The organism is Rickettsiella endosymbiont of Litargus connexus (assembly GCF_964277335.1).
Classification (GTDB): Bacteria; Pseudomonadota; Gammaproteobacteria; order Diplorickettsiales; family Diplorickettsiaceae; genus Aquirickettsiella; species Aquirickettsiella isopodorum.
In genome coordinates this window covers 615,610-641,564 of record NZ_OZ195516.1, presented here as the reverse complement: position 1 = coordinate 641,564, position 25,955 = coordinate 615,610, and the positions used below count along the sequence as shown (strand labels likewise).

Sequence of the window (25,955 nt, the reverse complement as noted above, 5' to 3'; positions counted from 1 at the left end):
CCATGTACTATTGGCCGGCCCCTGCTAAATTAAATCTGTTTTTACATCTTACCGGTCGTAGGCCCAACCACTATCATGAACTCCAAACTGTTTTTCAACTGATTGATTACTGTGATGAATTAAGTTTCACACAGCGTACCGATCCACAAATTAATTGTACCTGTTTATCCTTACTCAATCCCGTCACCGCAGCCGTTATACCCGACGAGGATAATTTAGCGATTAAAGCCGCACAATTATTACAAGATAGAAATAAAAACTCACCCGGCGTTGATATACTGATCAAAAAACGTATTCCGATAGGCGGTGGTTTAGGTGGCGGTAGTTCCAATGCCGCCACCACGTTAGTCGTATTAAATCATTTATGGAATATGCATCTTCCCTTAGACGAACTTTTAAAGTTAGGCGCAACACTCGGCGCTGATGTCCCTGTATTTATCCAAGGAGAAACGAGTTGGGCTGAAGGTATCGGTGAAAAACTCCTAGCGATACAGTTACCGGAAACATGGTTTGTGATTATGATTCCACCACTCGCTATTTCGACTATAAAACTTTTTTCACATCCCCGATTGACATACAACACGACACCCATCAAAATACAAACCTTTTTAAGCGGATCATTAACAACACAGAATGATTTTGAATCGATCGTCAAGCAAGATTATCCCATGATGGCAGAAGCTTTAGACTTCTTAAATCATTATGCTCCTGCTCGCTTATCAGGGACCGGCGCTAGTATTTTTGCAACACTCAGTTCAAAAATAGCTGCCGAAACATTGTTAGAAAAAATCAAAGCACCTTATCGGGGCTTTTTGTGTAAAGGGTTAACCACTTCACCTTTACAACAAATAATGAAAAATTGGGGTGTCGCCAAGTGGTAAGGCACCGGGTTTTGATCTCGGCATTCCTAGGTTCGAATCCTAGCACCCCAGCCACAATTCATCCGTCTTTCTCTATTCTTTATTTAACACAATGAGGTTCCTCTGTGTCTGAAATGATGCTCTTTACGGGTAACGCTAACCGACCTTTAGCAGAAAAAGTCGCTAAACATTTAGGTAAGGAATTAGGTAAAGCCACCGTCGGTCATTTCAGTGACGGCGAAATCATGGTAGAAATTTTAGAGAATGTCAGAGGACAAGACATCTTTATTATGCAACCGACGTGTCCACCGGTTAATAGCAATTTAATGGAACTTATCATCATGGCCGATGCCTTACGTCGAGCATCCGCTAAACGTATTACCGCCGTTGTTCCTTATTTTGGCTATGGTCGACAAGACCGCCGAATTCGTTCTTCACGTGTTCCGATTACCGCACGCGTGGTTGCAGATATGATGACTGCTGTCGGCATTAGTCGTTTACTGACTGTCGATTTGCATGCCGATCAAATTCAAGGATTTTTTGATATTCCAGTAGATAATGTCTATGCCACACCCGAAATCTTAAAAGATATGGAAGGACAGAAAATCTATAAAGGAAAAGAGCAATTAATTGTTGTCTCGCCAGATATAGGGGGTGTCGTTCGGGCACGTGCTATTGCTAAACGTTTTAATGATGCGGATATCGCCATCATCGATAAGCGCCGTATTGGTCCGAATCGAACTGAAGTCATGCATGTTATCGGTGATGTCAAGGATCGGAATTGCTTAATGGTCGATGATATCGTCGACACTGGTGGTACACTTTGTTTGGCCGCGCAATCTTTAAAAGAAAATGGTGCGAATTTAGTCATGGCCTATTGTACGCACGCCGTTCTATCAGGGAATGCTATAACCACTATTCAAAACTCAAATATTCATGAACTCGTCGTTACGGATACTGTGCCACTGACGGATGAAGCTCGGCATTGCAAAAAAATTCGCCAACTGAGCTTGAGTGATATGTTGGCAAAAACTATCTGCCGCATTAATTCTGAAGAATCGGTCAGTTCAATGTTTGTTGACTAATAGCCACTCTAAAACACTTATTAAATCACTCAATTAACATTACGCCATTCTAATATGAAAGTAATTGGCAGGCGTTCCTTCTGTTTCGATGCAGAATCTCATTTTACTTCATTATTTCTAAAAAATGCCTGGAATTTCGTTACAAATCCCCGTAAACTACAGCCCACTTAATCCTGGTCGCGGGATGAGTATTTTTTTGAATTTGAGGAATAAACTGATGTCGACTAACCATTCATTTGAACTAACTGCGCAAGCTCGAGAGGCGTTTGGGTCGGGTGCGAGCCGCCGTCTCCGCCGTCTTGAGAATCGCATTCCTGCTATTTTATATGGTGCTTCAGAGCCACCCTTGCCGATTTCCTTGGAACATAATCAGGTATTACGGGCATTGGACAATGAAGCCTTTTACTCGCATATTCTAACTATCAAAATTGATGGCATCGAGCAAAAAGCCGTACTAAAAGATCTACAACGGCATGCTTATAAGCCACGCATTCTACATGTGGATTTACAGCGGGTTTCAGCGAAAGAAAAGATTACCATGTCGGTGCCTTTACACTTTAAAGGCGAGACTGATGCCCCCGGTGTCAAAGACACAGGGGGTGTGCTAACCAAACTATTGAATAGTGTCGAAGTTCGTTGTTTACCTGCCGCCCTTCCGGAATATCTAGAAGTGGATGTATCTAAATTAGGACTGGATGAATCCATCTTATTGTCCGAGCTCAGCTTACCAGAAGGGGTTGAGTTAACGGCAGCAATCAGTCATGAAGAAGACAGACCGGTGGTCAACATTCACATACCGCGTGCGGTTGTCGAAGAAGATCTAACCGCAGCGCCTGAATCAGCCGAAGTACCGGCTATCAATGTCAAAGATGATACCGAACAGGAAGCGAGTGAAAGCAAAGAAAAGGCCGAAAAGGGTAAAGACTAAACTTTCGGCATGACATCTCACTCAATACAGCTGATTGCCGGCTTAGCAAATCCTGGTAAGGACTATGCAAAAAGCCGGCATAATGCCGGATCGTGGCTGATAAGCGCACTACTCCATTCATTGTCCTTATCCCCTTTAAAGATGGAAAATAAATTCCATGCCTCCGTGACTGCCTGGTCTCTTCCCACTGGGAAATGTTGGTTGCTGGTTCCTAACACCTATATGAACGATTCAGGACGTGCGATTAAAGCCATAACTCATTTTTATCATATCCCACCTGAAGCGACATTAATTGTCCACGATGATTTGGATTTATTACCAGGTGTGGCACGCTATAAAGAAGGGGGTGGTGATGGCGGACATAATGGTTTAAAAGATATTATTAGACATTTACAGTGCAAAGATTTTTGGCGGTTACGACTCGGCATCGGCCACCCTGGCCAGCGCGACCGCGTACATGATTATGTTTTAAGTTCACCTTCTGTTTCCGATAAACAAAGAATAGAGCTTGCTATCGATCAGGCGCTGACGACAATCACGCTATTTGCTGAAGGCAATCAAGCACAAGCCATGCAAATGCTACACACGCAACAAGAATAACTGGAAAACATTATGGGATTTAAATGTGGCATCGTTGGGCTTCCCAATGTGGGAAAATCCACCTTATTTAATGCGTTAACTAAAGCCGGTATTGCAGCCGCCAACTACGCTTTTTGCACCATCGAACCAAATATAGGCGTTGTACCTGTTCCCGATCGACGTCTCAACGAACTAGCCAAGATTGTTAAACCACAAAAAATATTACCCACAACCATGGAATTTGTTGATATCGCCGGTTTAGTGCAAGGAGCTGCACAAGGTGAAGGGTTAGGAAATAAATTTCTAGCGCATATACGTGAAGTCGATGCGATTGTGCACGTTGTACGCTGTTTTGAAGATCCCGATGTAGTCCATGTCACAGGCCAAGTTAATCCAGTCGCTGATGTACAGACTATTCATACCGAGTTAGCCTTAGCCGATCTAGAAAGCGCTGAAAAAGCGGTACTACGTCTTAACAAAGCCAGTAAATCTAATGACAAATTGGCTCAACAAAGCAAAAGCTTACTTGAGCATATCATTCCAGAATTAAATCAAGGTCGTTTATTACGCCAACTCGATTTGAGTCCTGAAGATTTAAAGTTATTGCGTCCTTATTCTTTTTTAACACTCAAATCAACCTTATACATTGCCAATGTCGATGAACAAGGTTTTGTTAATAACCCATTACTTGATCAATTAGAAACTTATGCCATTACAGACAAAGCCAAAGTCGTCGCAATTTGTGCAAAATTAGAAGAGGATTGTATCGAGTTAAGTGATGAGGAAAAACAAGAATTTTTACAAGAATGTGGTTTAACCGAAACCGGTTTGGATCGCTTGATATGTACCGGTTATGAGTTACTGGATCTACAAACCTATTTTACTGCAGGTGTCAAAGAGGTCCGTGCTTGGACCGTACACAAAGGTGCCACTGCACCCCAAGCGGCAGCGTGTATCCATACTGATTTCGAAAAAGGATTTATTCGTGCTGAAGTCATTAGTTATGATGACTTCATACATTATCAAGGTGAACAAGGTGCCAAAGAAGCCGGTAAATGGCGCTTAGAAGGCAAGACTTATCTCGTCAAAGATGGTGATGTCATGCATTTTTTATTTAATGTCTAGCTTAAAATTCCTTCTTAAAAAAACAATTTTTTTCTCATTTTTATGAATATATTTTTTTGTGTCGAATCTAATTAATAATTAATTCTTTATTTTAATTAAAAATTAATTAAAGTCTTATTAGATATAAAGATAACGGCATCATACGTTTTTTACAAAATGAATAAATTATTAAATTTTTTTATGTTGTTTTTTTATTATCTAAATTAAATAATTTTTGTTATAATTTAATAAAATAATATAGACTATATTATTATTAAACTCCAGAATAAGGAGGGCTTATGAATTTAGATTATTTAGATAACAAAATACCTCAACGTTGGCTATTGTTACTGTGTTATTACCTACCCTTTTGTAATTTATTATCTTTTTATATAAGGCCTAGCAATTTTTATTTTAAATGTCGCACATTTATCAATGAACTTAAGCACAGCGGTCAGAAAGATTTTCCTTTAGCACAGCTGCCTAATTTTTTATATCTTTTGGAAAAATATTCGTTTAAAGAAACTGAGAAAAAACTAGCCAACGAAATAATTTCCGAAATTTTGATTAAAGATCATAATAAATTCAAAAAAGATCATTTAATTGCGTTCTTGGCACGATTTGATCCTGATGATAAAAGTAGCCGTACACCTATCCTCAACAACGCCCTGGAACATATCCCCTCTAAATTTTATGCTGAATACTTGAGCAGCTTAAACCCCAGTCAATGTACTTTACGAGACTTAAAATGGTGTGTACGCTTAAAAATTAAACTGAAACTAGAAGATAGGTTAGCACTCACCTTATCATTGCCTAATGACAAATTAATTACCTACCAATCAATTATTTTTCCATTAGTAGGCCAAGAATGTAATGAGCTCCTAAATCCTCAATTCGGTTTGAATAAATTTTTAAGTGCTCATATCATTAGCCAATTGCTAGAATTTATCTTTATTCGTAATCCTCGTTTAATTTTTTCTGCTACTTTCATTCAAACATTACTAAGCCAATTGTTGGAAATGCAAGACCCATTATTAACTTCACGTATTTTAAAACTGGATATATCAGAACGATTTACTTTTTTTGAAAACTTTTTAGTCAATAGCGAAAATTTCCAGCAAACCAGTCACCATTTCCTTAGTTTTTGCCAGGAAGATCAATGCTCTGCTATGATCGATCACTTGATCAATTGCGTATTTAATACTCAAGAAGCTGCGCAGGATGAAACCTTACAGGAAGAAAAAAAATTGACTCTGGATAGCTGGAAGAATTTTTTATTAACAAAACTCTTGGAAGGAAGCTATCGATTGAGTTTATTTCAATTTCTTGCTATCCAAACATTAACCAAAAAACAACTGGATTTAGAAAAACTAAAACAACTTTTTAACACGTGCAATTCACCTGAACAGGAGAAAAATTTTTCACTTGCCTGCCAATCCTCTGTTGTTGAATATAGTATTCTCGCAATAAAAACCTATATTAAAGATAATTTCATGATACACGTACACAAAGAAAACACTCGTCACGATATTCACCGTGCTTTTTATCGATTTTTTAACAACGAGTATACGGGTAAACCTCTCAATGTTTCGAAACTTATTTTAAAAAAATTACCTGAGCATTTACAAGCTACCTACGAAATAGATTTAAACTTTTTACAACAATTATTATCGCAACTCTATTTAATAGAAAACAACCCTAGCTTAGTGGAATTTAAAAATAAACGTTGGATGGCATGGAATAAAGCTCAAAGAGAATATGAAGAAATCAGCGAGGCGCGTAGAGAACTTCTACAACGCATCCACGATGGACTACAAAGTAGTGTTTCTTATCAACGCATGAATGAGATTTTTGGCAGCAAAGCACAAATCGTGCAGGAAAAATGGAAACAGACTTTAGGTGTTCATTTTTTTGATGCCAATGATAAAGAGGAGCGTAAACTCGCATTACAAGATGCGGCTAAAATTATCCAATTTAAACGTGAATATAATGATACTTCTTCCTTGGGCACTTCACCCATGGCTGGCAGTTATTTTAGCTAACACTCCATCATACCCATTAAGAAAATCCGATCTTCATTTTAGGCCGCTTCAGACTAGTTTAATATCCTCCGAGCGATTAAACAGCTTATAAAGCATTTGAAAGATTTACTCCTCCGAGTAAACTAATTTATGATCATTTAAATAATTTAATAATGACAAGGAGATTTATGGATATTATTAAAGATATAAAAGTAGTTCCCTGGGATCACCAAAGTGGTACGGGACCTTTTCATGTTATTTTTTCGAGTCAAATTTGGAAAAACGATTGGTGGGTAGAACGCGAACATTGCCCGGGAAAATGGCAAGAAGACCCAAATCATAATCCATGGCGTATATTTCGCGCGGCGACGAGTGAAGAAATAGCCCTAGGCAATCCAACAAGTTGTGATAGTGCCGAAGATTGCAACAAATTATTATGCAAGGATCCAAAAACTGAAGCTACCTATCAGAAAGTGGGTTATAAAGCCGATGGATCGGGTACTAATCTTTCGTACACTTCAGCGCGTGTCGCAAAATCTGTTTACAATATTTACGAAAAATCTGAGACCAAACCTAAGTTATCTGCTTATATAACTGATTGGTGCCAATATGATGCCAGATTGCAAAATGAAACGGATCCTACTCAAGCTGGACGTGGTTTTGATCTTACTAAAATCGATCCTAACGTATTTGACCGACTTATCTTTTCTTTCATGGGTATTTATGGAGACTTTGGAGAAAAAGCCAACGTTTTGCAAAAATCAGTGGATGGCTGGAATAAACAAGCATCCACTGCAATGAGAAAGGGCCACATCGTGCTAATGGATCCTTGGGGCGATCTCGCCACTTATACCAATGTAGGTTTAAGCGCAGCTCAAGGACATATGGGTTTAACTTATGATAATTATCTCAACTATTATCAACAAGAAAAGGCAGCCGGCTTATTAGGTGGGATGAGAGAACTTAAGAAAAAAAATCCCGCTTTAAAATTCTCTTTTAGTGTAGGTGGTTGGACTTTATCAGGATTTTTCTCGGATATGGTTAAAAATCAAGAAATGCGCGAAGAATTTATCGATAGTATCATTGATTTCATCGAGAGATTCCCGATGTTTGATGGTATTGATATCGACTGGGAATATCCAGGCACCACCGGAAATGCGGGTAACCATTTTGATCCAGAAAACGATGGTAATAATTATGCTCTATTAATTAGTGAATTACGTACCGCATTAGATATTAAATTTGGAAAAAAAACCAAAACTATCACCATTGCGATGAGTGCGGATCCTGAAAAAATGAAATTTAGCAACATAGCAGGCTTGAAAAAAGCAGGCTTAGATTTTATTTTTCTGATGAGTTATGACTTTTTTGGTACTGGTTGGGCTCCTAGTTTAGCACACCATAGCAACTTGCAAAAATCACTAGTATCTGACTTTTCTGCGATCAAAGCATTGGCTTATTTGGTAAGTGAAGGTATTCCAACCCAGATGATTCATTTAGGTGTGGCCAATTATGCACGTGCTGCAGCAGATGCGAATTTAAGCTCATTAAAATATAATATACAAGGTAAGGCTTTGGGTAGTTTTGAAAACGGTGCCTATGAATTCTTTGATTTAATTAAAAACGTTCTTGATTTAGAAGCAAACGCAGCGCAAGGCAAAAATGGTTTCAACCTAATGACCGATACCGATGCCGATGCGGATATTCTGTATAGTACGAATACTCAACATTACATCTCGCTGGAAACACCCCGAACAGCAAAAAACAAAGGTGAATACGTTAAAAATCATGGTCTAGCAGGCTGTTTCAGTTGGTCTTGCGATCAAGATGATGGTTTATTAGCCAACGCTTGCAGAGAAGGAATGGGTTATAAGGTCATTAAGGAAAATTTTGCGATGGATCACCTATATAATAAGGGTATAGAATTTAATATGCCTGGGAAACTTAAAAAATAAATAATACTTAAAATTTAATTTTAAGAGTGCTCTTCAGGCACTCTTTTTTTTAATCAAAACTTTGTTTCATTAAACTAATATTAAACAAAAAAGTTGGATCTTTTTATTTTTACTTAGTTATCATGAAAGCAGATTATTTTCCTGCATCCAATCGTCGTTATAAATCTTGCTTAGATATTTAATACCACTATCCGGTAACACTGTCACAATAGTGGTAGGTTCGGTTAATTCGGAGGCAATCTTTAATGCCACCCATACGTTGGCACCCGATGAACCTCCCACTAATAATCCTTCTTCTTTAGCTAAGTGTCGCGCGGTTATAAAAGCATCTTTGTCATTAAAAGGAACAATTTCATCCAATACTGAAAAATCGAGTGCTTTCGCAATGTGATCTTCACCGACACCTTCAATTAAATAATTACAATTCCCTTCTTTTGAAATTTTTCCCGTCTTAAAGTATTCAAAATAAATAGAACCTATGGGATCGGGCATCACCACTTTAATGGCTGGATTTTTTTCTTTGAGAAAACGACCTATACCAGAAACTGTCCCGCCAGTACTGCCAGATGCTATAAAAATATCGATTTTACCGAGTGTTTGTTGCCAAATTTCTGGGGCCGTGCTGACATAATGTGCTTCAGGATTTTTTGGATTATCATATTGGTCGATTCGAAAACTATTTGGCGTTTCGGCAGCGATACGTTTAGCCACATTGACGTAATGTTCAGGAGAATCCGGAGCAGCTGCGGTCGGTGTCACCACTATTTCGGCACCATACGCACGTAAGGCATTTTGTTTTTCCAGACTGACTTTATCTGGCATCGTCAAAATAGCACGGTAACCTTTTATAGCGGCTAGCATCGCAATAGCGGCACCGGTATTACCAGAGGTATTTTCAACCAGCGTACCGGCAGGTTTTAACCAGCCTTTTTGTTCCGCATCGGCAATAATATACTCAACAATTCGATCCTTGATACTACCGCTAGGATTAGCAAATTCACATTTTACTAAAATAGTAACCTGCTTATTAGGCACAATTCTTTTTAATTTAATAAGCGGTGTATTCCCTATCGATCGTAAAAGAGAATCTATCATCATAAAAATTGAGCAATTACTTTACCCATATCGGCAGGCGATTTTACCGTATGTACACCAGCTGCTTCCAAGGCTTTAAATTTTTCAGCCGCAGTACCTTTACCACCCGAAATAATCGCACCGGCATGGCCCATACGTTTTCCAGCAGGTGCTGTCATACCGGCAATATAAGCCACCACAGGTTTAGTAACATAGGTTTTAATAAAATCTGCCGCTTCTTCTTCAGCCGTACCACCAATTTCACCGACCATTAAAATAGCTTCCGTTTGCGGATCTTCTTGAAACAAACGCAATATATCAACAAAGTTCATCCCTGGAATAGGATCTCCGCCAATACCAACACAAGTACTTTGACCGAAACCTAGATCAGTCGTTTGTTTAACCGCTTCATAGGTTAACGTACCCGAACGTGATACGATCCCCACGCGACCGGGTTTGTGGATATAACCAGGCATAATACCTATTTTACATTGGCCGGGTGTAATCACACCAGGACAATTCGGTCCTATTAAGCGCGCATGGGTATTCGTTTCTAAATAAACCTTCACATCGAGCATATCCAATACGGGTATCCCTTCAGTAATACAAACAATTAATGAAATACCCGCATCGGCGGCTTCAACAATAGAATCTTTACAAAAAGGTGCGGGAACATAAATAACACTCGCATCAGCACCGGTTTTTTCAATAGCATCAGCGACGGTATTAAATACCGGCAAATCTAAATGCTGTGCTCCCCCTTTTCCAGGCGTTACACCACCGACCATCTGTGTACCATAAGCGATGGCTTGCTCAGAATGAAAAGTTCCTTGTTTCCCGGTGAAGCCTTGACAAATGACTCTGGTGTTTTTGTCGATTAATATACTCATACATCTAACCTTTTAAGAAAATATGTTTTATTTTGTAGCCAAAAAATCAAGTGCGAAGAGTATCACGCAATTATTGGAGATTTAACAGCCGCTACTATCTGTTCCGCTGCACCGGTTAAACTATTCGCAGCAATGATATTCAAACCACTTTCAGATAATTTTTTTGCCCCTACCGTTGCATTATTACCTTCTAAACGCACCACAACCGGAATTTTAACACCCACATCTTTAACTGCACCAATAATTCCATCGGCAATCATGTCACAACGGACAATACCACCAAAAATATTCACTAATATCCCTTTGACTTTTTCATCGGATAAAATAATCTTAAATGCTTCCGTCACCCTTTCTTGTGTAGCACCACCACCCACATCTAAGAAATTAGCCGGGTTACCGCCGTGTAATTTAATTAAATCCATCGTCGCCATGGCGAGACCCGCACCATTCACCATACAGCCAATGTCGCCATCTAAAGCAATGTAATTTAATTCCCAATCATGGGCACGATTTTCACGTTCATCTTCTTGGGAAGGATCACGCATAGCGCGTAACTGAGCTTGTCTAAATAAAGCATTATCATCGACTACCACTTTGGCATCTAAACAGATTAGCTGATCATTTTTATCGATAATCAAGGGATTAATTTCGACTAAACTCAGATCACGCTCGACAAACATCTTACCTAGACCTAATAAAATTTGCGTAAATTCTTTTAATTGATTCGGTGTTAATTGCAATTTAAAACCAATATCACGTGCTTGATAAGGCATCACTCCTAACAAGGGATCCATGGTAATTTTTAATATTTTTTCGGGTGTTTCTTCAGCCACCTTCTCAATTTCAACACCCCCTTCGGTACTTGCCATGATAACCACCCGACGTGTACTGCGATCAAGCACCGCGCCTAAATAGAGTTCGCGTTTAATATCGCAAGGCTGGGCAATCAATACTTGACTAACCGGTTGACCCTGCTCATCCGTTTGAAAGGTCACTAAACGTCGACCCAGTAGACGTTTACTTTCCGCTACTACGGCTTCTTTACTCGTAACGTATTTAACACCCCCTGCCTTGCCTCTTCCACCCGCATGTACCTGAGCTTTGACCATCCATGCATTTCCACCTAATGCTTCTGCAGCAGCCAAGGCCTCTTCGAGTGTGCTAGCGGGTTTACCTAAGGGGATCGGTAGACCATATTCGCTAAATAGTTCTTTACCTTGGTATTCATGTAGATTCATGGATTTCTTTTTCTCCTAATTATTACTATTACTTTTTAAAAAAATGTAACGGATAGTTCTCACTCACAATGTCTGCTTATTGGAAGTCATTCATTGCTGCTAGCTTACACGTCAATCAACAAACGAGATGGATCTTCAAGTAGTTCTTTAATGGTTTTTAAAAAGCTCACTGATTCTTTGCCGTCAATAATACGATGATCATAGGATAAAGCAACATACATCATGGGTCGAATAACCACTTGACCGTTTTCTACCACAGGGCGTTCCTCTATTTTATTCATCCCGAGTATCGCACTTTGCGGTGGATTAATAATGGGTGTTGCAAGTAGCGACCCGAAAACTCCGCCATTGGTAATAGTAAATGTACCTCCGGTCATGTCTTCAATAGCGATCTGATTTTCTTTGGCTTTACGACCATAATTGGCAATCGTCTTTTCTATATCAGCAAACGATAAACGATCCGCATCGCGCACAATAGGTACCACCAAACCCCGATCGGTCGAGACAGCAATGCCAATATCAAAATAACTATGATAAACCACTTCGTTACCATCAATGGATGCATTCACAGCGGGAAAACGCTTCAAAGCTTCTATAACCGCCTTAGTAAAAAATGACATAAAGCCCAAACGTGTACCGTGTCTCTTTTCAAAACTGTCTTTATAGAGACTACGCAGTTCAATGACTTTTTGTAGATTAATTTCATTAAAAGTTGTCAAAATAGCCGCATTATGCTGCGCCGCCACAAGTCGTTCAGCGATGCGCGCACGTAACCGTGTCATGGGTACACGTTTTTCCAAACGTCCATTGCGGGCAGGCGTATCCGATACAGGGGCATCAGCAGCCATCCGCTTGGATAGATCCGAAGATAATGTTTGTGGTGCAGGTGCTTTTGCTTGCTGCAATACATCGGATCGCGTCACACGACCTGATTTACCGCTACCTGAGATATTCTCTAAAGGTAAACCTTGTTCTGCTGCGCTACGTCTTGCCGCAGGACCTGCCAAATGGGTGTCACTATCCGCAGGTTTAGTTTTTTCTGCGACGGGTGCTGCTGCTGATTGAGAGGGTTGATCTGTTTTCATACTCGCTTCCTTGTCAGTGTCTAGATGCGCTAAAATTTCACCCGCTTTAACCACAGTTCCTGCTTGTTTTATAATTTCGCCCATCACACCGTCGGCGGGTGCCGGTACTTCTAAAACCACTTTATCAGTTTCCAGATCGACTAGATTATCATCCCGTTTAACCTTTTCACCTGATTTTTTATGCCACGTGATGACGGTCGCATCAGCAACCGACTCAGGCAACATCGGAACTTTTACTTCAATACTCATCTCTGGATTCCTCTAAGTTAATTCAGCTTTTTGGCTTAAAAAAAATCTAGGTTAAAGCTTCTTTAACCAATGTTTGTTGTTCTTCTGCATGCACTAAAGGTGAACCTACCGCAGGAGCTGCGGAAGCGGGTCTACCTATATATCGTAAGGTTTGAGTTTTTCCAAGACACGAAACAAGATGATGTTGGACACCATACCAAGCCCCTTGGTTTTTAGATTCTTCTTGGCACCACACTACATCTTTGACTTTAGAATAACGTTTTAGTTCGGCATTGAGCTCGATGTCTGGGAAAGGATACAGTTGTTCGATACGTATCAGTGCAATATCATCACATTTTTTCATGCGACATTGTTCAAGTAAATCATAATAAACCTTACCGCTACATAAAACGACACGTTTTACTTTTTTGACGTCGACTTCACGGTCAGAAATAATAGATTGCCAACCGCCGCTGCTTAATTCATGCAAAGTCGATACCGCTAATTTATTGCGTAACAAACTTTTCGGTGTCATCAGGATCAAAGGTTTCCGATAGCGGCGTAACATTTGCCGCCGCAAACAATGAAAAATCTGTGCGGGTGTACTGGGGACACAGACTTGCATATTATCTTGTGCGCATAGCTGTAAGAAACGTTCTAAACGGGCTGAGGTATGTTCAGGACCCGAACCTTCGTAACCATGAGGAAGAAATAAAACCAAACCACACAATCTTCCCCATTTTTGTTCCGAAGAACTTAAAAATTGATCAATAACAACTTGCGCGCCGTTAACAAAATCACCGTATTGTGCTTCCCAAATAACTAAACTATTCGGATTAGAAATCGCATAACCATATTCAAAACCCATGACTGCCGCTTCTGAAAGTATGGAGTCAATAACAGAAAATGCATTGGGATGTTTGGCAAGCTGCGCTAAAGGGACAATGGTTTGATTGGTATTAAAATCGTGAAGTACCGCATGACGGTGGAAAAAGGTACCCCGTTCACTGTCTTGACCGGATAAACGCACTTCATAATCTTCTTGCAATAAAGTGGCGTAAGCCAGCGTTTCGGCATAACCCCAATTTAATGGTAATTGACCCGCGGTCATTTTACGTCGATCTTCCATAATTTTGGCGACTTGTGGTTGCAATACAAAACCTTCGGGTAAGGTTTCAATTTGTGTAGCCAATTTTTTAAGAAGTTTTAAATTGACCGCGGTATCAACCACGGCACGCCAATCTTGATAACGATAAGGGCGCCAATCAATACGATACGGATTGTCGTAATCGATAGTAAGACGTTGCACAACGGGCTCACCATTATCTAAGCAATTTCTATAGGCATCGGACCACTGTTGAACCTCGTCTGCAGTTACTATACCTTGACTCATTAAGACATCGGCATACTGCTGTTTTGCTGTCGGTAATTGCTTGATAGTTTGATACGTTATCGGCTGGGTTGCGGCAGGTTCATCAGCTTCATTATGGCCGTGACGACGATAACAAACTAAATCAATAACGACATCTTTTTTAAACGTTTGCCGAAAGTCAAATGCCAGTTGTAAAGTAAACAATACCGCTTCGGGGTCATCTCCATTGACATGAAAAATCGGCGCATCAACAATTTTAGCTGGGTCGGTACAATACCAACTCGAACGCGCGTCTTGCGGGTCGGTGGTAAAACCGAGTTGATTATTCAACACAATATGTAAAGTCCCACCGGTTCCATAGGCTTCGGTTTGTGATAATTCAAAATTTTCCATAACGATGCCCTGACCAGAAAAGGCCGCATCACCATGAATAAGTAAAGGTAACACCTGACTTCTACCACTATCTTGACGTCGCTCTTGGCGTGAACGTACTGAACCTTCTACCACAGGGTTAACAATTTCTAAATGTGAAGGATTAAACGCCATAGCGACGTGCATGATGCCATGATCAGTTTTTAAATCGGCAGCAAAACCTTTGTGATATTTCACATCTCCCGAGCGATTTTCTTGTGTTAGCTTACCAACGAACTCTTCAAACAATTTAGCCGGTGATTTACCTAAAATATTAATTAAGACATTTAATCGACCACGATGTGCCATGCCAATCACAATTTCTTGTACCGAATCAGCACTGGCATACGCGACTAATTCTTCGAGTAAAGGAATTAAACTATCACCGCCTTCCAAAGAAAAACGCTTTTGTGCGACAAATTTATTACCGAGAAATTTTTCTAAACCATCCGCCTTGATCAAACTTTTTAAAATAGTTTTTTTAATTTGTGCTGAAAAACTCGGTTTACCCGCAACCGATTCAATACGCGATTGCAACCAGGATCGTTGTGCGTGATCGACAATATGTTCATATTCAAAGCCTATAGTTCGACAGTAAATCTTTTTTAAATGCGCTAGCAAGCTTTCTGCCGTAACACTTTGTAAACCGAGTAAGCCATTAAGATTAACGGTACGACCCAAATCTTGCTCATTAATATCGTGGCTTTCTAAACTTAAATCGACTATTTTTCGTTTGGAGGCTAATGCTAACGGATCCAAATGCGCTTGATAATGACCATAGCGCCGATAAGCATCAATTAATCCTAACAATTTATACTGCAAATCGCTGGTCTGGCGAGTCGTTCTCTTCTCAATAGGACGTTGCGCTAATTCAGTGAAATAAGAACGTATGTCGGTATGCGAAACATCCTTTTCTTTATCACTGAGTTGATTAAAATAGGTTTGCCATTCAGCACTGAGCTGATTCGGGTCACGTAGGTATTGCTCATAGAGGGTTTCTAAATAAGTGCCATTGCCACTAAATAGATAGGAATTTTTTTGTAAGGCCTGTGCCGATTTTAATTGCTCAGTCATGATGGTTAAATTTTATCCTATTAAGTGCTCACCGTTAAGTAAACTTATATACTCCGTGTGAGTATAGTTTATTGTATTTATCTAAATAACAGAAATCATCGCTGACTCAGTGTTCTGCTAAAAAGCTTCACACTTCTTCCTGTAAAAGCTCAGAACGTATATGACCTATTGCCTTAGCTGGGTTAAGACCCTTAGGACAGACCGTGGTACAGTTCATAATAGTCCGACAACGAAATAAACTAAATAAATCATTTAATTCCGCTAAACGTTGTTCTTTGGCATCGTCGCGATTATCTACCAAAAAGCGGCAAAGCCACAATAAGGCTGCTGGACCCAAAAATTTATCCGGATTCCACCAATAAGAAGGACAAGCGCTAGTGCAACAAGCACATAAAATACATTCATAAAGCCCGTCTAATTTTTCGCGTTGCTCAGGTGATTGTAAACGTTCTTTGGCGGGTGGCTCTTTATCATTAATAAGATAAGGCTGAGCTTTTTCGTATTGACGATAAAAAGGTTCCATGTCCACCACTAAATCACGTATCACCGGTAAACCTGGCAACGGTCTCAAAATAATCGGCGAGCGCAAAGAAGAAACCTGCGTGATACAAGCCAAACCATTTTTACCATTGATATTCATGCCGTCGGATCCACAGACACCTTCGCGGCAAGAACGACGAAAGCTCAAGGTTTGATCTTGTTCCTTCAAACATTCCAAGGCTTCCAATAACATCATGTCTTTACCGGACGCAATCTCCAGCGTGTAATCCTGCATATAAGGCTTTTTGTCGATCTCGGGATCATATCGATAAATAGAAAATTGCATAATTTAGCCTAATGAGTGAATATATAGAACATACAAAAAAGCCATTCAACAACACAATCCATTAAAAGATAAAGAGGTTGCATTAGTAAGATCGCTCTTTAAGCTCCATCGGCGGTACCGTTAAAGGTTTCCGATTAACCGATCTAAAATCTATCGTATCCGCTTTAGAAAAGTATAGTAAATGCTTTAACCAATTTTCATCATCCCGTTTCGGAAAATCTTCACGACTATGCGCACCGCGACTTTCTTCACGCGTTAATGCAGATAGTGCAGAAGCAGTAGCCACTTCCATCAGGTTATCGAGCTCTAAGGCTTCCACGCGCGCGGTATTAAAAATTTGACTATGATCGGTTAAGACCGCATGGTTTAGACGTTCTTGCAATCGTTTTAATTTAACTAAGCCTTCTTCCATATATTTCGCCGTACGAAACACGCCAAAATCGGTTTGCATAATTTTTTGCATCGCATGCCGAATCTCGACCAAACTTTCTCCTTGCTTGGATTGCTCCCAACGGTTCAATCGACTTAATGCCACATCTAAATCATCCTGTGTAATATTAAGTAGTGGTAAATCTTGGATTAAGGATTCGCCGACATGTAAACCGGCTGAACGACCAAACACAATTAAATCAAGCAAAGAGTTACCACCCAATCGATTCGCACCATGCACAGAAACGCAGGCACATTCACCCGCTGCGTATAAACCTTCCACCACTTGATCCTGACCTTCGATATCGATCGTGATGACTTGACCATGCACATTAGTAGGTATTCCACCCATCATGTAATGACAAGTTGGAACAACGGGTATCGGTGTGGTAATGGGATCGACATGCGCAAACGTCAAGGCCAATTCACGAATTCCAGGTAAACGTTTTTTAATAATATCTGCACCCAGATGATCCAACTTTAATTTGACATAATCAGTGCCTTCTGGATTAAATCCGTTTCCAGCACGTAATTCTAAAGCCATTGCACGCGCGACGACATCCCGCGAAGCTAAATCTTTGGCATGGGGGGCATAACGTTCCATAAAACGTTCACCCTTTTTATTAATGAGATATCCCCCTTCACCACGACAACCTTCTGTCACCAATACACCAGCGCCGGCGATCCCAGTCGGATGAAATTGCCACATTTCCATATCTTGAACCGGAAAACCCGCGCGTAAGGCCATACCGATGCCATCACCCGTATTGATCATCGCATTGGTCGTCGATTGGAAAATTCGGCCTGCACCACCTGTCGCTAAAATAGTGGCACGACTATGAAAAAAAACCACTTCGCCGGTTTCAATACATAAAGCAGTCAACCCCGCGACTTGGCCTTGTGGGGTTTTAACCAAATCAATAGCATACCATTCATTAAAAAAATGTGTTTTAGCTTTTAAGTTTTGCTGATACAAAGTATGTAACAAGGCATGGCCCGTTCTATCTGCCGCGGCACAGGTACGAGCAGCTTGATCCCCACCAAAATTTTTGGATTGGCCACCAAAAGGACGCTGATAGATCTTTCCTGACTCCATCCGTGAAAACGGTAAGCCCATATGTTCCAGTTCATACACTGCTTCAGGACCCGTTTTACACATATACTCAATACTAGCTTGATCTCCTAAATAATCAGAGCCTTTAACGGTATCATACATGTGCCAACGCCAATCGTCTTCATGCGCATTACCTAAGGCACAGGTGATACCACCTTGCGCAGAAACCGTATGTGAACGCGTTGGGAATACTTTAGAAATTAACGCAACTTTCTGACCTGAGTGGGCTAATTGCAAGGCCGCTCGCATACCCGCGCCTCCCGCACCAACGATCACCGCATCAAATGTGTATGTGGGTAAAGCCATAGGTTAGTTGCCCCAGAAAATCACTAAACCCCAGATAAAATAGAGGAATAGCGCAATGATAATGATGAGTTGACTGAATAAACGTAAACTCGCTGATTTAATATAGTCCGTCACTATCGTCCATAAGCCAATCCATGCATGCCAAAATAAACTTAATAAAAATAAGCTGCTGAACAAACGCATACCAAAATGACTAAATAGACTCTGCCAGGTCACATAATCCAGAGGCTGATGACAAAGAATAAACGTCAATAAAAAGATAATATAGGCTGCCAAGATCAGCGAAGTGACGCGTTGGATTAACCAATCACGCAAACCGTTACCGCTCAGACTGGTTACATTGGTTAATTTTTTTACCATAAATAAATTCCCATCACACCAGTCAATAGTATCGCCAGCACCATCACCACACCTCCGCTAAAGCGAGCTGACTTCAGTTCTTCGCCAATTCCACCATCCATTAACAAATGGCGTATACCGGCAAATAAATGGTAAAAGAGTGCCAATAAAAAACCTAAGAGCATCAATTTAATTAAAGGGTGTGTAAAACACGTATGTACGGTAAAAAAAGCCTCTGGGCTCTGCAGTGTCAGTGTCATAACGACTAAAAAGACCGGGATAATTAAAAATAAGAAAAAACCCGAGATTCGATGCAAAATTGACACGATTGCGGTAATAGGAAAGCGCATCGTCAATAAATTAAGGTTAATGGGACGTTTACTCACAGATTGTAAGCCTTTAAATGAAACTAGAGGAAAAAGACTGGGCGATTATACGCTTAAATAGAGCGCAAATACAAATTAGTTTACTTTGATACCGGTGGGTGTTTAAAGTAAGTCTAATGACTCTATTAATAAGCAAATTCAACCGCGGAAGTTACGCATTATCTACTACTTGCTTATCCTTCAATTCGTAAAAACTCCTAAATAAAATTTAATTTAAACCCACCAAACCTGCTAATTTTTTCATCTCATCAGCTTTTAACTCACGGTATTGGCCTCTACTCAAATCCTCAGGCAATGCCACATTGCCGAATCGCACACGCATCAAACGACTGACGCTAATACCTTGCGATTCCCATAAACGTCTCACTTCTCGATTGCGACCTTCTTTCAACACCACATGATACCAATGATTGACACCGGATCCACCGCGCTCTTCGATACGCGTAAAAGCTGCTTTGCCATCTTCTAATTCCACGCCTTGAGTTAAACGTTGCAGAATTTTCTTATCTACTTTGCCTAATACACGCACGGCATATTCTCTTTCAATTTCGTAAGAAGGATGCGATAAACGATGCGCTAATTCGCCATCATTGGTAAAAACTAATAACCCTAAGGTATTGATATCTAAACGACCGATCATGATCCAACGTTGACCGCGCAATAATGGCAAGTGTTCAAATACTGTCGGCCGCTGGTCTGGATCCGAACGTGCACAGATCTCACCTTCTGGTTTATGATAGATCAACACACGGCGCTTAAAATCGGTAGCGGGTATTAAAGAGACGGGCTTACCCTCTATCAAGATTTTTGCTGTCAAATCAATTCTATCACCCAGTTTAGCAGGCTTCTGATTAATCCGAATTCGACCTTCGCGGATCCAACGTTCTATTTCACGGCGCGAACCGATACCTAAATTGGCCAATACTTTTTGGATTTTTTCATTCATGCCAGGTAACCTGTTAATTCTCTCATGCTACGCTAAATTAAAAATCGGTGTTTGTATTTCTTTTTCTCTTTCGAATAACCATTTCTTGTAACAATTAATTTAATGATATACTTAAAAATGCTTTTCAGGATGAAAAGTTTGATGCAGGAGTCGTATGTTAGCCAGGATATTGATTACACTATTATTGATACTCATCGCTGTAACCACTTACACACAAACCCATCACACTATTATTTACCAACCCTATGCCGCGCATCGCTTGAAAATACGGATGGATCAAAATCAGCTAACACACAAAACGCCTATCTCTGACACTTCCTAGGTATCACCGTCATGGTAAGCGAACGTAATGACAAACCAGAAGCTTTAGCCGAAAAAAATCTTTGATTAAGTTAGTTTTTTAACCTGAAATTAAAATTTATACGTGACTGATAAGGTAAAGATTCTACCTTGGAAACGTGCTTTAGCATTAAATTCCTGCATAAACTTACCCGTCACGGTTAAATTCCATGGACTATACCTATAACCTAACTCTGCGCCAGCTGCATGCACTTCGTTAGTAGTGACATTCGTTAATAACGTCGAACCGCTATCCTGTCTAACCTGCCATTGATCATAGCCAGGAATACCGATTTCTAAGGTTCCATGATCGAATGGTATATACTTACTGATTCCCCAATTTAAGGAAAAATAATCTCCTGGTTTAATATCCACATCCGTTTTTCGTTGATTGATATCGTAAGTAGCCGTTAACAAAAAAGCCAATGAATGGTGTTTATCAAAATAAAAACCACTCGCTAGCTGTAACTCATTCGTCCAAAAACCTAAGCCAATATTATTACGATCAAAACGTGCATAGCGTCCACTCGGTGCATAAACCGCATAAGATGCAGAAACATCCACATAAGGCCATTGCCAAGTCAACCAAATCGGCCGCAGATACACATCACCCCAGCCCCAACTGGATTGATTAGCGGCAATTCCAGTGTTTTGGATTTGTAAAAAAGCTTGTAAAGAAGGATTAGCAATGGGCTGTATCACCATCAAGGCATACTTAGCACCAAATAGCTTTTTCTTGGATGACCAAAGAAAAGTAGGCGCAGTGAAAAAAGTATTTACACCAATATCAAGCTGAATCGGCACTCCTTTAATGAGTACCGATTGAATAGAATTTCCGTTACGATCTTTTAAATCATTACTCGTGTATAAATAGTTATATAAGGTGAAATAAATTCCCTGTGGCGGAGGGATAAAGCTTCGTATATCCCAACTCCCTGGAATATAATGACCTATCTCCCCCGCCTGAACGTACGAAACAAAACCATAGAATAAGATGATACAACTAAAATAAACCTTAGCCCATTTTAATTTAACCCGTTTTATTCTGTTTAGAATCAAATCGTTTAAGTCCTTTTTGATAACGGTGAATTTTGTCTAAATAATGCGATGCATACCATTGCATATCAGTTATTTGTTGGGTGGATAATGGCTTTATTTTGCCTGGAGAACCCATTACTAAGGAACCATCTGGAATAATTTGGTTTTCTAACACCATGGCATTGGCAGCAATCAAACATTGCTTACCTATCACAGCGTTATTCAATACTTTAGCACCGATCGCAATCACTGAATAATCTCCCACGGCACGCGCATGAACCATTGCGTGATGAGCAATCGTTACATTTCTACCAATTTGCATGGGCATATCCGGATCGGTATGTAACACTGCACCATCTTGGATGTTCGTATTTTCACCAATTTCTATTACGGTATTATCGGCACGAATCACCGCTTGAGGTAAGATAATGACATGATTATGAATGATCACTGCACCAATGACATCCGCACTTTCAGCAATAAAAATATCGTCACCTAACAAGCTTGGAATTCTGTCTTCAAAAGAATAAAGCATTTAAAAGTAACCTAATTATCCAGGACATCGAGTGAAGCCTTGGATTCATTATCGGCCACATGTGGTCGCTCGGGAGATTCACTCATCCCAGGTAAGGGAAAAGGCGGTAATTCTGCTAACTCTTTTAAGCCAAAATGATCAAGAAATAATGTCGATGTAGCATACAGATTAGGTCGTCCCGGTACTTCACGTTGTCCGATCACCTGTATCCATTCTTGTTCCAATAAAGTTTTAATCATATTGGGATTCACCGCTACACCGCGTATCGCTTCAATGTCGCCGCGTGTCACTGGTTGCTTGTAAGCGATGATACTTAAGGTTTCTAAGAAAGCTCGTGAATAACGGGGAGGTTTTTCCGGCCAGAGTCGTTTTACCCACACGTTGAGTGGACTAGCCGTTTGAAAACAATAACCACTCGCTAATTGTTTTAATTGGATACCGCGATCATGATAATCCTCGGCAAGATTCAGTAGAGTTTTTTTTAGCGTCGATGTATTAGGCCGCTCTTCCTCAGTAAACAAATCCAAAAGACGCTTCAAACTCACCGGTTCGCCGGCCGCAAGAATAGCTGCTTCACATATTGATTTAAGCCTTTGGTTTTCCATAAGCAAACTATAGCAGCTTAACAATAAGCTGGCTATTGCCCAAACAACTTGATCCAACCCATTAATTGATGTCTAATAAAGTAAGTCACCAGGGGTGCCTTTAACAGGCTGAGAGAATGTTAATTCATTCAACCCTTATAACCTGATCGGGTTAGAACCTGCGTAGGAAGAAGTGTCATGAAAACAAAAAATTGTTTAGGTACGTTGTTAGCACACCCCTCGTCGTCTACCTCTAGTGCCTGTGCATTCACCTTAGAATCGCTATTCCGTGATGTTGAGCAAATCCGTCAAATCCAGCCATTAATCCACAATATTACGAATTGGGTCGTTATGCCAACGACGGCTAATATGTTACTAGCCTTAGGTGCTGCGCCGATAATGGCACATGCCAAAGAAGAGTTAGATGATATTATTCAAATAGCACAAGCCTTAGTCATTAATATCGGCACACTCGATAATGATTGGCTATCTTGCATAGAGTATGCCCAACTTGCTGCTTTAAAACGCGGTATTCCAATCCTATTGGATCCGGTGGGCGCGGGCGCAAGTGCCTATCGTACCACTTCGGCCTTAACTATCCTCGAGCGCGGTGTTGACATTATCCGTGGTAATGCTTCAGAAATTATGGCTTTGCGAGATAGTTCAATCAAAACCAAAGGGGTTGATACATTACATGCCAGTGAAAATGCACTTAGCGCTGCATTCGCCTTAGCTCAGCAACACCAATGTATCGTCGTTATTAGTGGCAAAATTGATTTTATTGTTAGTGTATCAAGTTCCGTCGCACTCGATTATGGAACCCCGCTACTCACTAAAGTAGTCGGCATGGGATGCTCCTTAACCGCTATGATGGCTAGCTTTTTAGCTGTAAACCCAGATCAATTTAGCGCTTGCATTCATGCCATGGCCTGGATGGGACTCGTTAGCGAAGTTGCCGAAAAAAAATCGAATGGACCGGGAAGTTTTTACAATTATTTATTGGATAGTCTTTATACCGTACAAAAAAAAGAGATACAAAGTTTACTTAAGCCAAATGTTGCCATATGACTATAAATTATTCCTATTATTTGCTTGCTGATGAACAAGCGTGCGCACCGTTCTCGATAATCGATGCCGTCCAACTCGTCCTAAACCAGCACATAACCTGCGTTCAATTACGCATGAAAAATCAAAAGCGCGAAAACATCATCAACACGGGTAAACAATTATTACGTTTATTACGATCACGGAATATTCCTTTAATTATCAATGATGACCCTGATATTGCACTCGCCATTGATGCGGATGGTGTGCATATTGGTCAAACCGATCAATCCTATGCCGTGGTCCGTCAACAATTAGGCCATAAAAAAACTATTGGCCTTACGATAGAAAACATTCAACAAGCACAGCAATGTCGTCATTATGATTGTGACTATTTTGGTGTGGGCCCAATCTTTACGACTCAAACCAAAAAATATCTTACACCGCCGATCGGGATTGCTCATTTAAAACAAATTAATAAAATACTGAATGCGCCTGTCGTAGCAATCGGCGGTATCAATCTAGAAAACATCCCCTCTGTGTTAGCCACAGACGTGGCTGGCGTGGCTATTGCATCCGCTATCTTTTCAGCCGCCGAACCCCGTCTTATGAGTCAACAATTAGCGCAAACTATTTTGCAAAGCTCGTATGTCGTCGTTTAACCCTTCGTTAGCTCAAGTTGTCAGTATAGCGGGTACCGATCCGTCCGGCGGTGCTGGTATACAAGCCGACATCAAAACTATTTCAGCCACCGGAAGTTATGCGGCCAGTATCATTACCATCTTAGTCGCACAAAACACACAGTCTGTTACTGCAATACAAGAAATTCCATTAGACTTTATTCAACAACAAATTGATGCCGTGTTCACCGATTTATCCATAACCGCTGTTAAACTTGGCATGCTTTATCATGAAAATATTATCCAATTAGTCAGCCGTAATCTAAAAAAATATCAACCCCCTTATGTTGTACTGGATCCGGTCATGATTTCTCAAACCGGTCATGTGCTATTAAAACCGCAAGCCATACTCGCTTTAGTCACTGATTTATTCCCTTTAGCGACACTGATTACACCCAATATTCCGGAAGCCGAATCCCTCTTAAAACTTAAAATTACTCATGAATCCAGCATGCAAGACGCCGCTATCTTGCTGGCGACACGCTATAAAGTTTCAGTACTCCTTAAAGGCGGCCATCTCAACACGAAACATTCTTCAGATATTTTTTATGATAATTCACAAAAACAAATACATCGTTTTGAAACGTTACGGATAAATACTAAAAATACTCACGGTACCGGATGTACTTTATCCGCTGCAATTGCTTCTTATTTAGCACAAGGCGAGAATTTATATACTGCCATTGCCCGATCAAAACACTATTTGACGCAATGTATTTTAGCGGCAAAAAATTTTAATCTCGGTCATGGTCAGGGCCCAGTCAATCATTTTTATTTTCTAGATAAGGTCGCACAACATGTTTGATGAACTAAAAAATGCTGTTGCAGATATCATGCCTAAAATTTATCAGCATCCTTTTAATCAAGAGCTCGCTCAAGGGACACTCCCTATTGAAAAATTTACCTTTTATTTAAGCCAAGATGCCTTATACCTTGTCGATTTTTCTAAAGCACTTGCGCTTACCGCAACGCGGCTGCCACACGATCAGCAAAGTGAATTATTCATTCAATTTTCCATGGATGCACTTAAAGCCGAACGCGATCTGCATATTAACATTCTAAAAAAATATGCTATCCATACTTCGACAACGCTTAAGCAAAGTCCTTTTTGTTTTATGTATACCAATTATTTGTTACGAATGGCAAGTACCGCCACAGTAGAAGAAGCCGTTGCAAGTTTATTACCTTGCTTTTGGATTTATCAACAGGTAGGACAACGTGCTTATGCTAAAAAAACTTCACATAATCCTTATCAAGAATGGATCGATTTATATTCAAGTCATGAATTTAATCATTCGGTTGACTTAATGATAGCGACCCTAAATGATCTTGCCACACAGGCCAGCATTTCCTGTAAACAAAAAATGGTCTACGCATTTAGACAAGCCAGTTTGTGTGAATGGCATTTTTGGCAAGGCGCTTACTCACAACAAAACTGGCCGATTTAAAATAAAATATATTTTCTAATCTTATTTATTTATCTTT

25 protein-coding genes, 1 tRNA gene and 1 riboswitch are annotated in these 25,955 nt (G+C 40.2%); of the genes, 13 read left to right on the top strand and 13 right to left on the bottom strand.

Going from position 1 to position 25,955, the window contains the following annotated elements:
• The first annotated feature begins 2 nt into the window (after nucleotides 1–2).
• From ispE to ACICP9_RS02770, 8 genes are all read left to right on the top strand, one after another.
• Nucleotides 3–881 carry a 4-(cytidine 5'-diphospho)-2-C-methyl-D-erythritol kinase gene (ispE, locus tag ACICP9_RS02805; RefSeq protein WP_071662313.1) on the top strand — a complete coding sequence of 293 codons (879 nt, stop codon included), beginning with the start codon at nucleotides 3–5 and terminating at the stop codon, nucleotides 879–881.
• A tRNA-Gln gene (locus tag ACICP9_RS02800) sits at nucleotides 861–935 on the top strand. The genes ispE and ACICP9_RS02800 overlap by 21 nt, the downstream gene beginning before the upstream one ends.
• A gap of 59 nt (nucleotides 936–994) precedes the next feature.
• Nucleotides 995–1,945 carry a ribose-phosphate pyrophosphokinase gene (locus ACICP9_RS02795; protein WP_245756776.1) on the top strand — a complete coding sequence of 317 codons (951 nt, stop codon included), beginning with the start codon at nucleotides 995–997 and terminating at the stop codon, nucleotides 1,943–1,945.
• A 217-nt stretch (nucleotides 1,946–2,162) separates the two neighbouring features.
• Entirely contained in the window at nucleotides 2,163–2,873 is a 711-nt protein-coding gene (locus tag ACICP9_RS02790; protein WP_071662315.1) for a 50S ribosomal protein L25/general stress protein Ctc, read from the top strand.
• Between the two features lie 9 nt (nucleotides 2,874–2,882).
• Nucleotides 2,883–3,473, top strand: a complete 591-nt coding sequence (pth, locus tag ACICP9_RS02785) for an aminoacyl-tRNA hydrolase (RefSeq protein WP_071662316.1) — start codon at nucleotides 2,883–2,885, stop codon at nucleotides 3,471–3,473.
• A gap of 12 nt (nucleotides 3,474–3,485) precedes the next feature.
• On the top strand, nucleotides 3,486–4,577 hold the full coding sequence (gene ychF / locus ACICP9_RS02780; protein ID WP_395498674.1) for a redox-regulated ATPase YchF: 1,092 nt from the start codon (nucleotides 3,486–3,488) through the stop codon (nucleotides 4,575–4,577).
• A gap of 278 nt (nucleotides 4,578–4,855) precedes the next feature.
• On the top strand, nucleotides 4,856–6,598 hold the full coding sequence (locus tag ACICP9_RS02775; RefSeq protein ID WP_395498672.1) for a hypothetical protein: 1,743 nt from the start codon (nucleotides 4,856–4,858) through the stop codon (nucleotides 6,596–6,598).
• A gap of 167 nt (nucleotides 6,599–6,765) precedes the next feature.
• Nucleotides 6,766–8,532 (top strand): glycosyl hydrolase family 18 protein, encoded by a 1,767-nt coding sequence (locus ACICP9_RS02770; RefSeq protein ID WP_395498670.1) that lies wholly within the window; start codon nucleotides 6,766–6,768, stop codon nucleotides 8,530–8,532.
• A 120-nt stretch (nucleotides 8,533–8,652) separates the two neighbouring features.
• Here the strand turns inward: ACICP9_RS02770 and ACICP9_RS02765 are convergent, their stop codons facing one another.
• The 10 genes from ACICP9_RS02765 to rluB all read right to left on the bottom strand — a co-directional run bounded on the left by ACICP9_RS02765 (nucleotide 8,653) and on the right by rluB (nucleotide 20,250).
• On the bottom strand, nucleotides 8,653–9,630 hold the full coding sequence (locus ACICP9_RS02765; protein WP_395498668.1) for a PLP-dependent cysteine synthase family protein: 978 nt from the start codon (nucleotides 9,628–9,630) through the stop codon (nucleotides 8,653–8,655).
• Nucleotides 9,627–10,496, bottom strand: a complete 870-nt coding sequence (sucD, locus tag ACICP9_RS02760) for a succinate--CoA ligase subunit alpha (protein ID WP_395498666.1) — start codon at nucleotides 10,494–10,496, stop codon at nucleotides 9,627–9,629. Before sucD ends, ACICP9_RS02765 begins: the two co-directional genes overlap by 4 nt.
• A gap of 62 nt (nucleotides 10,497–10,558) precedes the next feature.
• A complete protein-coding gene (sucC, locus tag ACICP9_RS02755) occupies nucleotides 10,559–11,734 on the bottom strand; it encodes an ADP-forming succinate--CoA ligase subunit beta (protein WP_395498664.1) in 1,176 nt (391 codons plus the stop codon).
• Nucleotides 11,735–11,838: 104 nt separating this feature from the next.
• Complete coding sequence (odhB, locus tag ACICP9_RS02750) at nucleotides 11,839–13,068, bottom strand: 2-oxoglutarate dehydrogenase complex dihydrolipoyllysine-residue succinyltransferase (RefSeq protein WP_395498662.1); 1,230 nt, start codon at nucleotides 13,066–13,068, stop codon at nucleotides 11,839–11,841.
• A 46-nt stretch (nucleotides 13,069–13,114) separates the two neighbouring features.
• Entirely contained in the window at nucleotides 13,115–15,904 is a 2,790-nt protein-coding gene (locus ACICP9_RS02745) for a 2-oxoglutarate dehydrogenase E1 component (RefSeq protein ID WP_395498660.1), read from the bottom strand.
• Between the two features lie 127 nt (nucleotides 15,905–16,031).
• Complete coding sequence (locus ACICP9_RS02740) at nucleotides 16,032–16,730, bottom strand: succinate dehydrogenase iron-sulfur subunit (protein WP_395498658.1); 699 nt, start codon at nucleotides 16,728–16,730, stop codon at nucleotides 16,032–16,034.
• Nucleotides 16,731–16,812: 82 nt separating this feature from the next.
• Nucleotides 16,813–18,579 carry a succinate dehydrogenase flavoprotein subunit gene (gene sdhA / locus ACICP9_RS02735; RefSeq protein ID WP_071662326.1) on the bottom strand — a complete coding sequence of 589 codons (1,767 nt, stop codon included), beginning with the start codon at nucleotides 18,577–18,579 and terminating at the stop codon, nucleotides 16,813–16,815.
• Between the two features lie 3 nt (nucleotides 18,580–18,582).
• Nucleotides 18,583–18,939, bottom strand: coding sequence for a succinate dehydrogenase, hydrophobic membrane anchor protein (gene sdhD / locus ACICP9_RS02730; protein ID WP_071662327.1), 357 nt, complete (start codon nucleotides 18,937–18,939; stop codon nucleotides 18,583–18,585).
• Nucleotides 18,933–19,304: a succinate dehydrogenase, cytochrome b556 subunit gene (sdhC, locus tag ACICP9_RS02725; protein WP_071662328.1), complete on the bottom strand. Its 372-nt coding sequence runs from the start codon at nucleotides 19,302–19,304 to the stop codon at nucleotides 18,933–18,935. Before sdhC ends, sdhD begins: the two co-directional genes overlap by 7 nt.
• Before the next feature lie 208 nt (nucleotides 19,305–19,512).
• Nucleotides 19,513–20,250: a 23S rRNA pseudouridine(2605) synthase RluB gene (gene rluB / locus ACICP9_RS02720; RefSeq protein WP_395498655.1), complete on the bottom strand. Its 738-nt coding sequence runs from the start codon at nucleotides 20,248–20,250 to the stop codon at nucleotides 19,513–19,515.
• Between the two features lie 154 nt (nucleotides 20,251–20,404).
• Here rluB and ACICP9_RS02715 point away from each other — a divergent pair, with 154 nt between their 5' ends.
• On the top strand, nucleotides 20,405–20,572 hold the full coding sequence (locus ACICP9_RS02715) for a hypothetical protein (RefSeq protein WP_171910811.1): 168 nt from the start codon (nucleotides 20,405–20,407) through the stop codon (nucleotides 20,570–20,572).
• 89 nt (nucleotides 20,573–20,661) lie between these two features.
• On the opposite strand, the gene ACICP9_RS02710 is transcribed toward ACICP9_RS02715, so the two are convergent.
• The 3 genes from ACICP9_RS02710 to scpB are packed head-to-tail and all read right to left on the bottom strand — an operon-like array spanning nucleotide 20,662 to nucleotide 22,767.
• On the bottom strand, nucleotides 20,662–21,648 hold the full coding sequence (locus tag ACICP9_RS02710) for a transporter (RefSeq protein ID WP_395498653.1): 987 nt from the start codon (nucleotides 21,646–21,648) through the stop codon (nucleotides 20,662–20,664).
• The gene (locus tag ACICP9_RS02705; protein WP_395498651.1) at nucleotides 21,620–22,162 is read right to left on the bottom strand and encodes a gamma carbonic anhydrase family protein; all 543 of its coding nucleotides are present in this window, start codon (nucleotides 22,160–22,162) and stop codon (nucleotides 21,620–21,622) included. Before ACICP9_RS02705 ends, ACICP9_RS02710 begins: the two co-directional genes overlap by 29 nt.
• Before the next feature lie 11 nt (nucleotides 22,163–22,173).
• A complete protein-coding gene (gene scpB / locus ACICP9_RS02700; protein WP_395498649.1) occupies nucleotides 22,174–22,767 on the bottom strand; it encodes an SMC-Scp complex subunit ScpB in 594 nt (197 codons plus the stop codon).
• Between the two features lie 80 nt (nucleotides 22,768–22,847).
• Nucleotides 22,848–22,955, top strand: a riboswitch (TPP riboswitch).
• Between scpB and thiM the strand changes: the two genes are divergently transcribed.
• The 4 genes from thiM (at nucleotide 22,945) to tenA (ending at nucleotide 25,918) form a co-directional block, all read left to right on the top strand.
• Nucleotides 22,945–23,814 carry a hydroxyethylthiazole kinase gene (gene thiM / locus ACICP9_RS02695; RefSeq protein ID WP_395498647.1) on the top strand — a complete coding sequence of 290 codons (870 nt, stop codon included), beginning with the start codon at nucleotides 22,945–22,947 and terminating at the stop codon, nucleotides 23,812–23,814. (Overlaps the previous riboswitch by 11 nt.)
• Complete coding sequence (gene thiE, locus ACICP9_RS02690) at nucleotides 23,811–24,452, top strand: thiamine phosphate synthase (protein ID WP_395498645.1); 642 nt, start codon at nucleotides 23,811–23,813, stop codon at nucleotides 24,450–24,452. The genes thiM and thiE overlap by 4 nt, the downstream gene beginning before the upstream one ends.
• Nucleotides 24,439–25,275 carry a bifunctional hydroxymethylpyrimidine kinase/phosphomethylpyrimidine kinase gene (gene thiD / locus ACICP9_RS02685; protein WP_395498643.1) on the top strand — a complete coding sequence of 279 codons (837 nt, stop codon included), beginning with the start codon at nucleotides 24,439–24,441 and terminating at the stop codon, nucleotides 25,273–25,275. The genes thiE and thiD overlap by 14 nt, the downstream gene beginning before the upstream one ends.
• Entirely contained in the window at nucleotides 25,268–25,918 is a 651-nt protein-coding gene (gene tenA, locus ACICP9_RS02680) for a thiaminase II (protein ID WP_395498641.1), read from the top strand. Before thiD ends, tenA begins: the two co-directional genes overlap by 8 nt.
• Nucleotides 25,919–25,955 lie beyond the last annotated feature (37 nt).

Coding starts and splice junctions, on each gene's coding strand:
- ispE (WP_071662313.1), top strand. CDS start 3: ATGTACTATTGGCCGGCCCCTGCTAAATTAAATCTGTTTTTACATCTT.
- ACICP9_RS02795 (WP_245756776.1), top strand. CDS start 995: ATGATGCTCTTTACGGGTAACGCTAACCGACCTTTAGCAGAAAAAGTC.
- ACICP9_RS02790 (WP_071662315.1), top strand. CDS start 2,163: ATGTCGACTAACCATTCATTTGAACTAACTGCGCAAGCTCGAGAGGCG.
- pth (WP_071662316.1), top strand. CDS start 2,883: ATGACATCTCACTCAATACAGCTGATTGCCGGCTTAGCAAATCCTGGT.
- ychF (WP_395498674.1), top strand. CDS start 3,486: ATGGGATTTAAATGTGGCATCGTTGGGCTTCCCAATGTGGGAAAATCC.
- ACICP9_RS02775 (WP_395498672.1), top strand. CDS start 4,856: ATGAATTTAGATTATTTAGATAACAAAATACCTCAACGTTGGCTATTG.
- ACICP9_RS02770 (WP_395498670.1), top strand. CDS start 6,766: ATGGATATTATTAAAGATATAAAAGTAGTTCCCTGGGATCACCAAAGT.
- ACICP9_RS02765 (WP_395498668.1), bottom strand. CDS start 9,630: ATGATGATAGATTCTCTTTTACGATCGATAGGGAATACACCGCTTATT.
- sucD (WP_395498666.1), bottom strand. CDS start 10,496: ATGAGTATATTAATCGACAAAAACACCAGAGTCATTTGTCAAGGCTTC.
- sucC (WP_395498664.1), bottom strand. CDS start 11,734: ATGAATCTACATGAATACCAAGGTAAAGAACTATTTAGCGAATATGGT.
- odhB (WP_395498662.1), bottom strand. CDS start 13,068: ATGAGTATTGAAGTAAAAGTTCCGATGTTGCCTGAGTCGGTTGCTGAT.
- ACICP9_RS02745 (WP_395498660.1), bottom strand. CDS start 15,904: ATGACTGAGCAATTAAAATCGGCACAGGCCTTACAAAAAAATTCCTAT.
- ACICP9_RS02740 (WP_395498658.1), bottom strand. CDS start 16,730: ATGCAATTTTCTATTTATCGATATGATCCCGAGATCGACAAAAAGCCT.
- sdhA (WP_071662326.1), bottom strand. CDS start 18,579: ATGGCTTTACCCACATACACATTTGATGCGGTGATCGTTGGTGCGGGA.
- sdhD (WP_071662327.1), bottom strand. CDS start 18,939: ATGGTAAAAAAATTAACCAATGTAACCAGTCTGAGCGGTAACGGTTTG.
- rluB (WP_395498655.1), bottom strand. CDS start 20,250: ATGAATGAAAAAATCCAAAAAGTATTGGCCAATTTAGGTATCGGTTCG.
- ACICP9_RS02715 (WP_171910811.1), top strand. CDS start 20,405: ATGTTAGCCAGGATATTGATTACACTATTATTGATACTCATCGCTGTA.
- ACICP9_RS02705 (WP_395498651.1), bottom strand. CDS start 22,162: ATGCTTTATTCTTTTGAAGACAGAATTCCAAGCTTGTTAGGTGACGAT.
- scpB (WP_395498649.1), bottom strand. CDS start 22,767: ATGGAAAACCAAAGGCTTAAATCAATATGTGAAGCAGCTATTCTTGCG.
- thiM (WP_395498647.1), top strand. CDS start 22,945: ATGAAAACAAAAAATTGTTTAGGTACGTTGTTAGCACACCCCTCGTCG.
- thiE (WP_395498645.1), top strand. CDS start 23,811: ATGACTATAAATTATTCCTATTATTTGCTTGCTGATGAACAAGCGTGC.
- thiD (WP_395498643.1), top strand. CDS start 24,439: ATGTCGTCGTTTAACCCTTCGTTAGCTCAAGTTGTCAGTATAGCGGGT.
- tenA (WP_395498641.1), top strand. CDS start 25,268: ATGTTTGATGAACTAAAAAATGCTGTTGCAGATATCATGCCTAAAATT.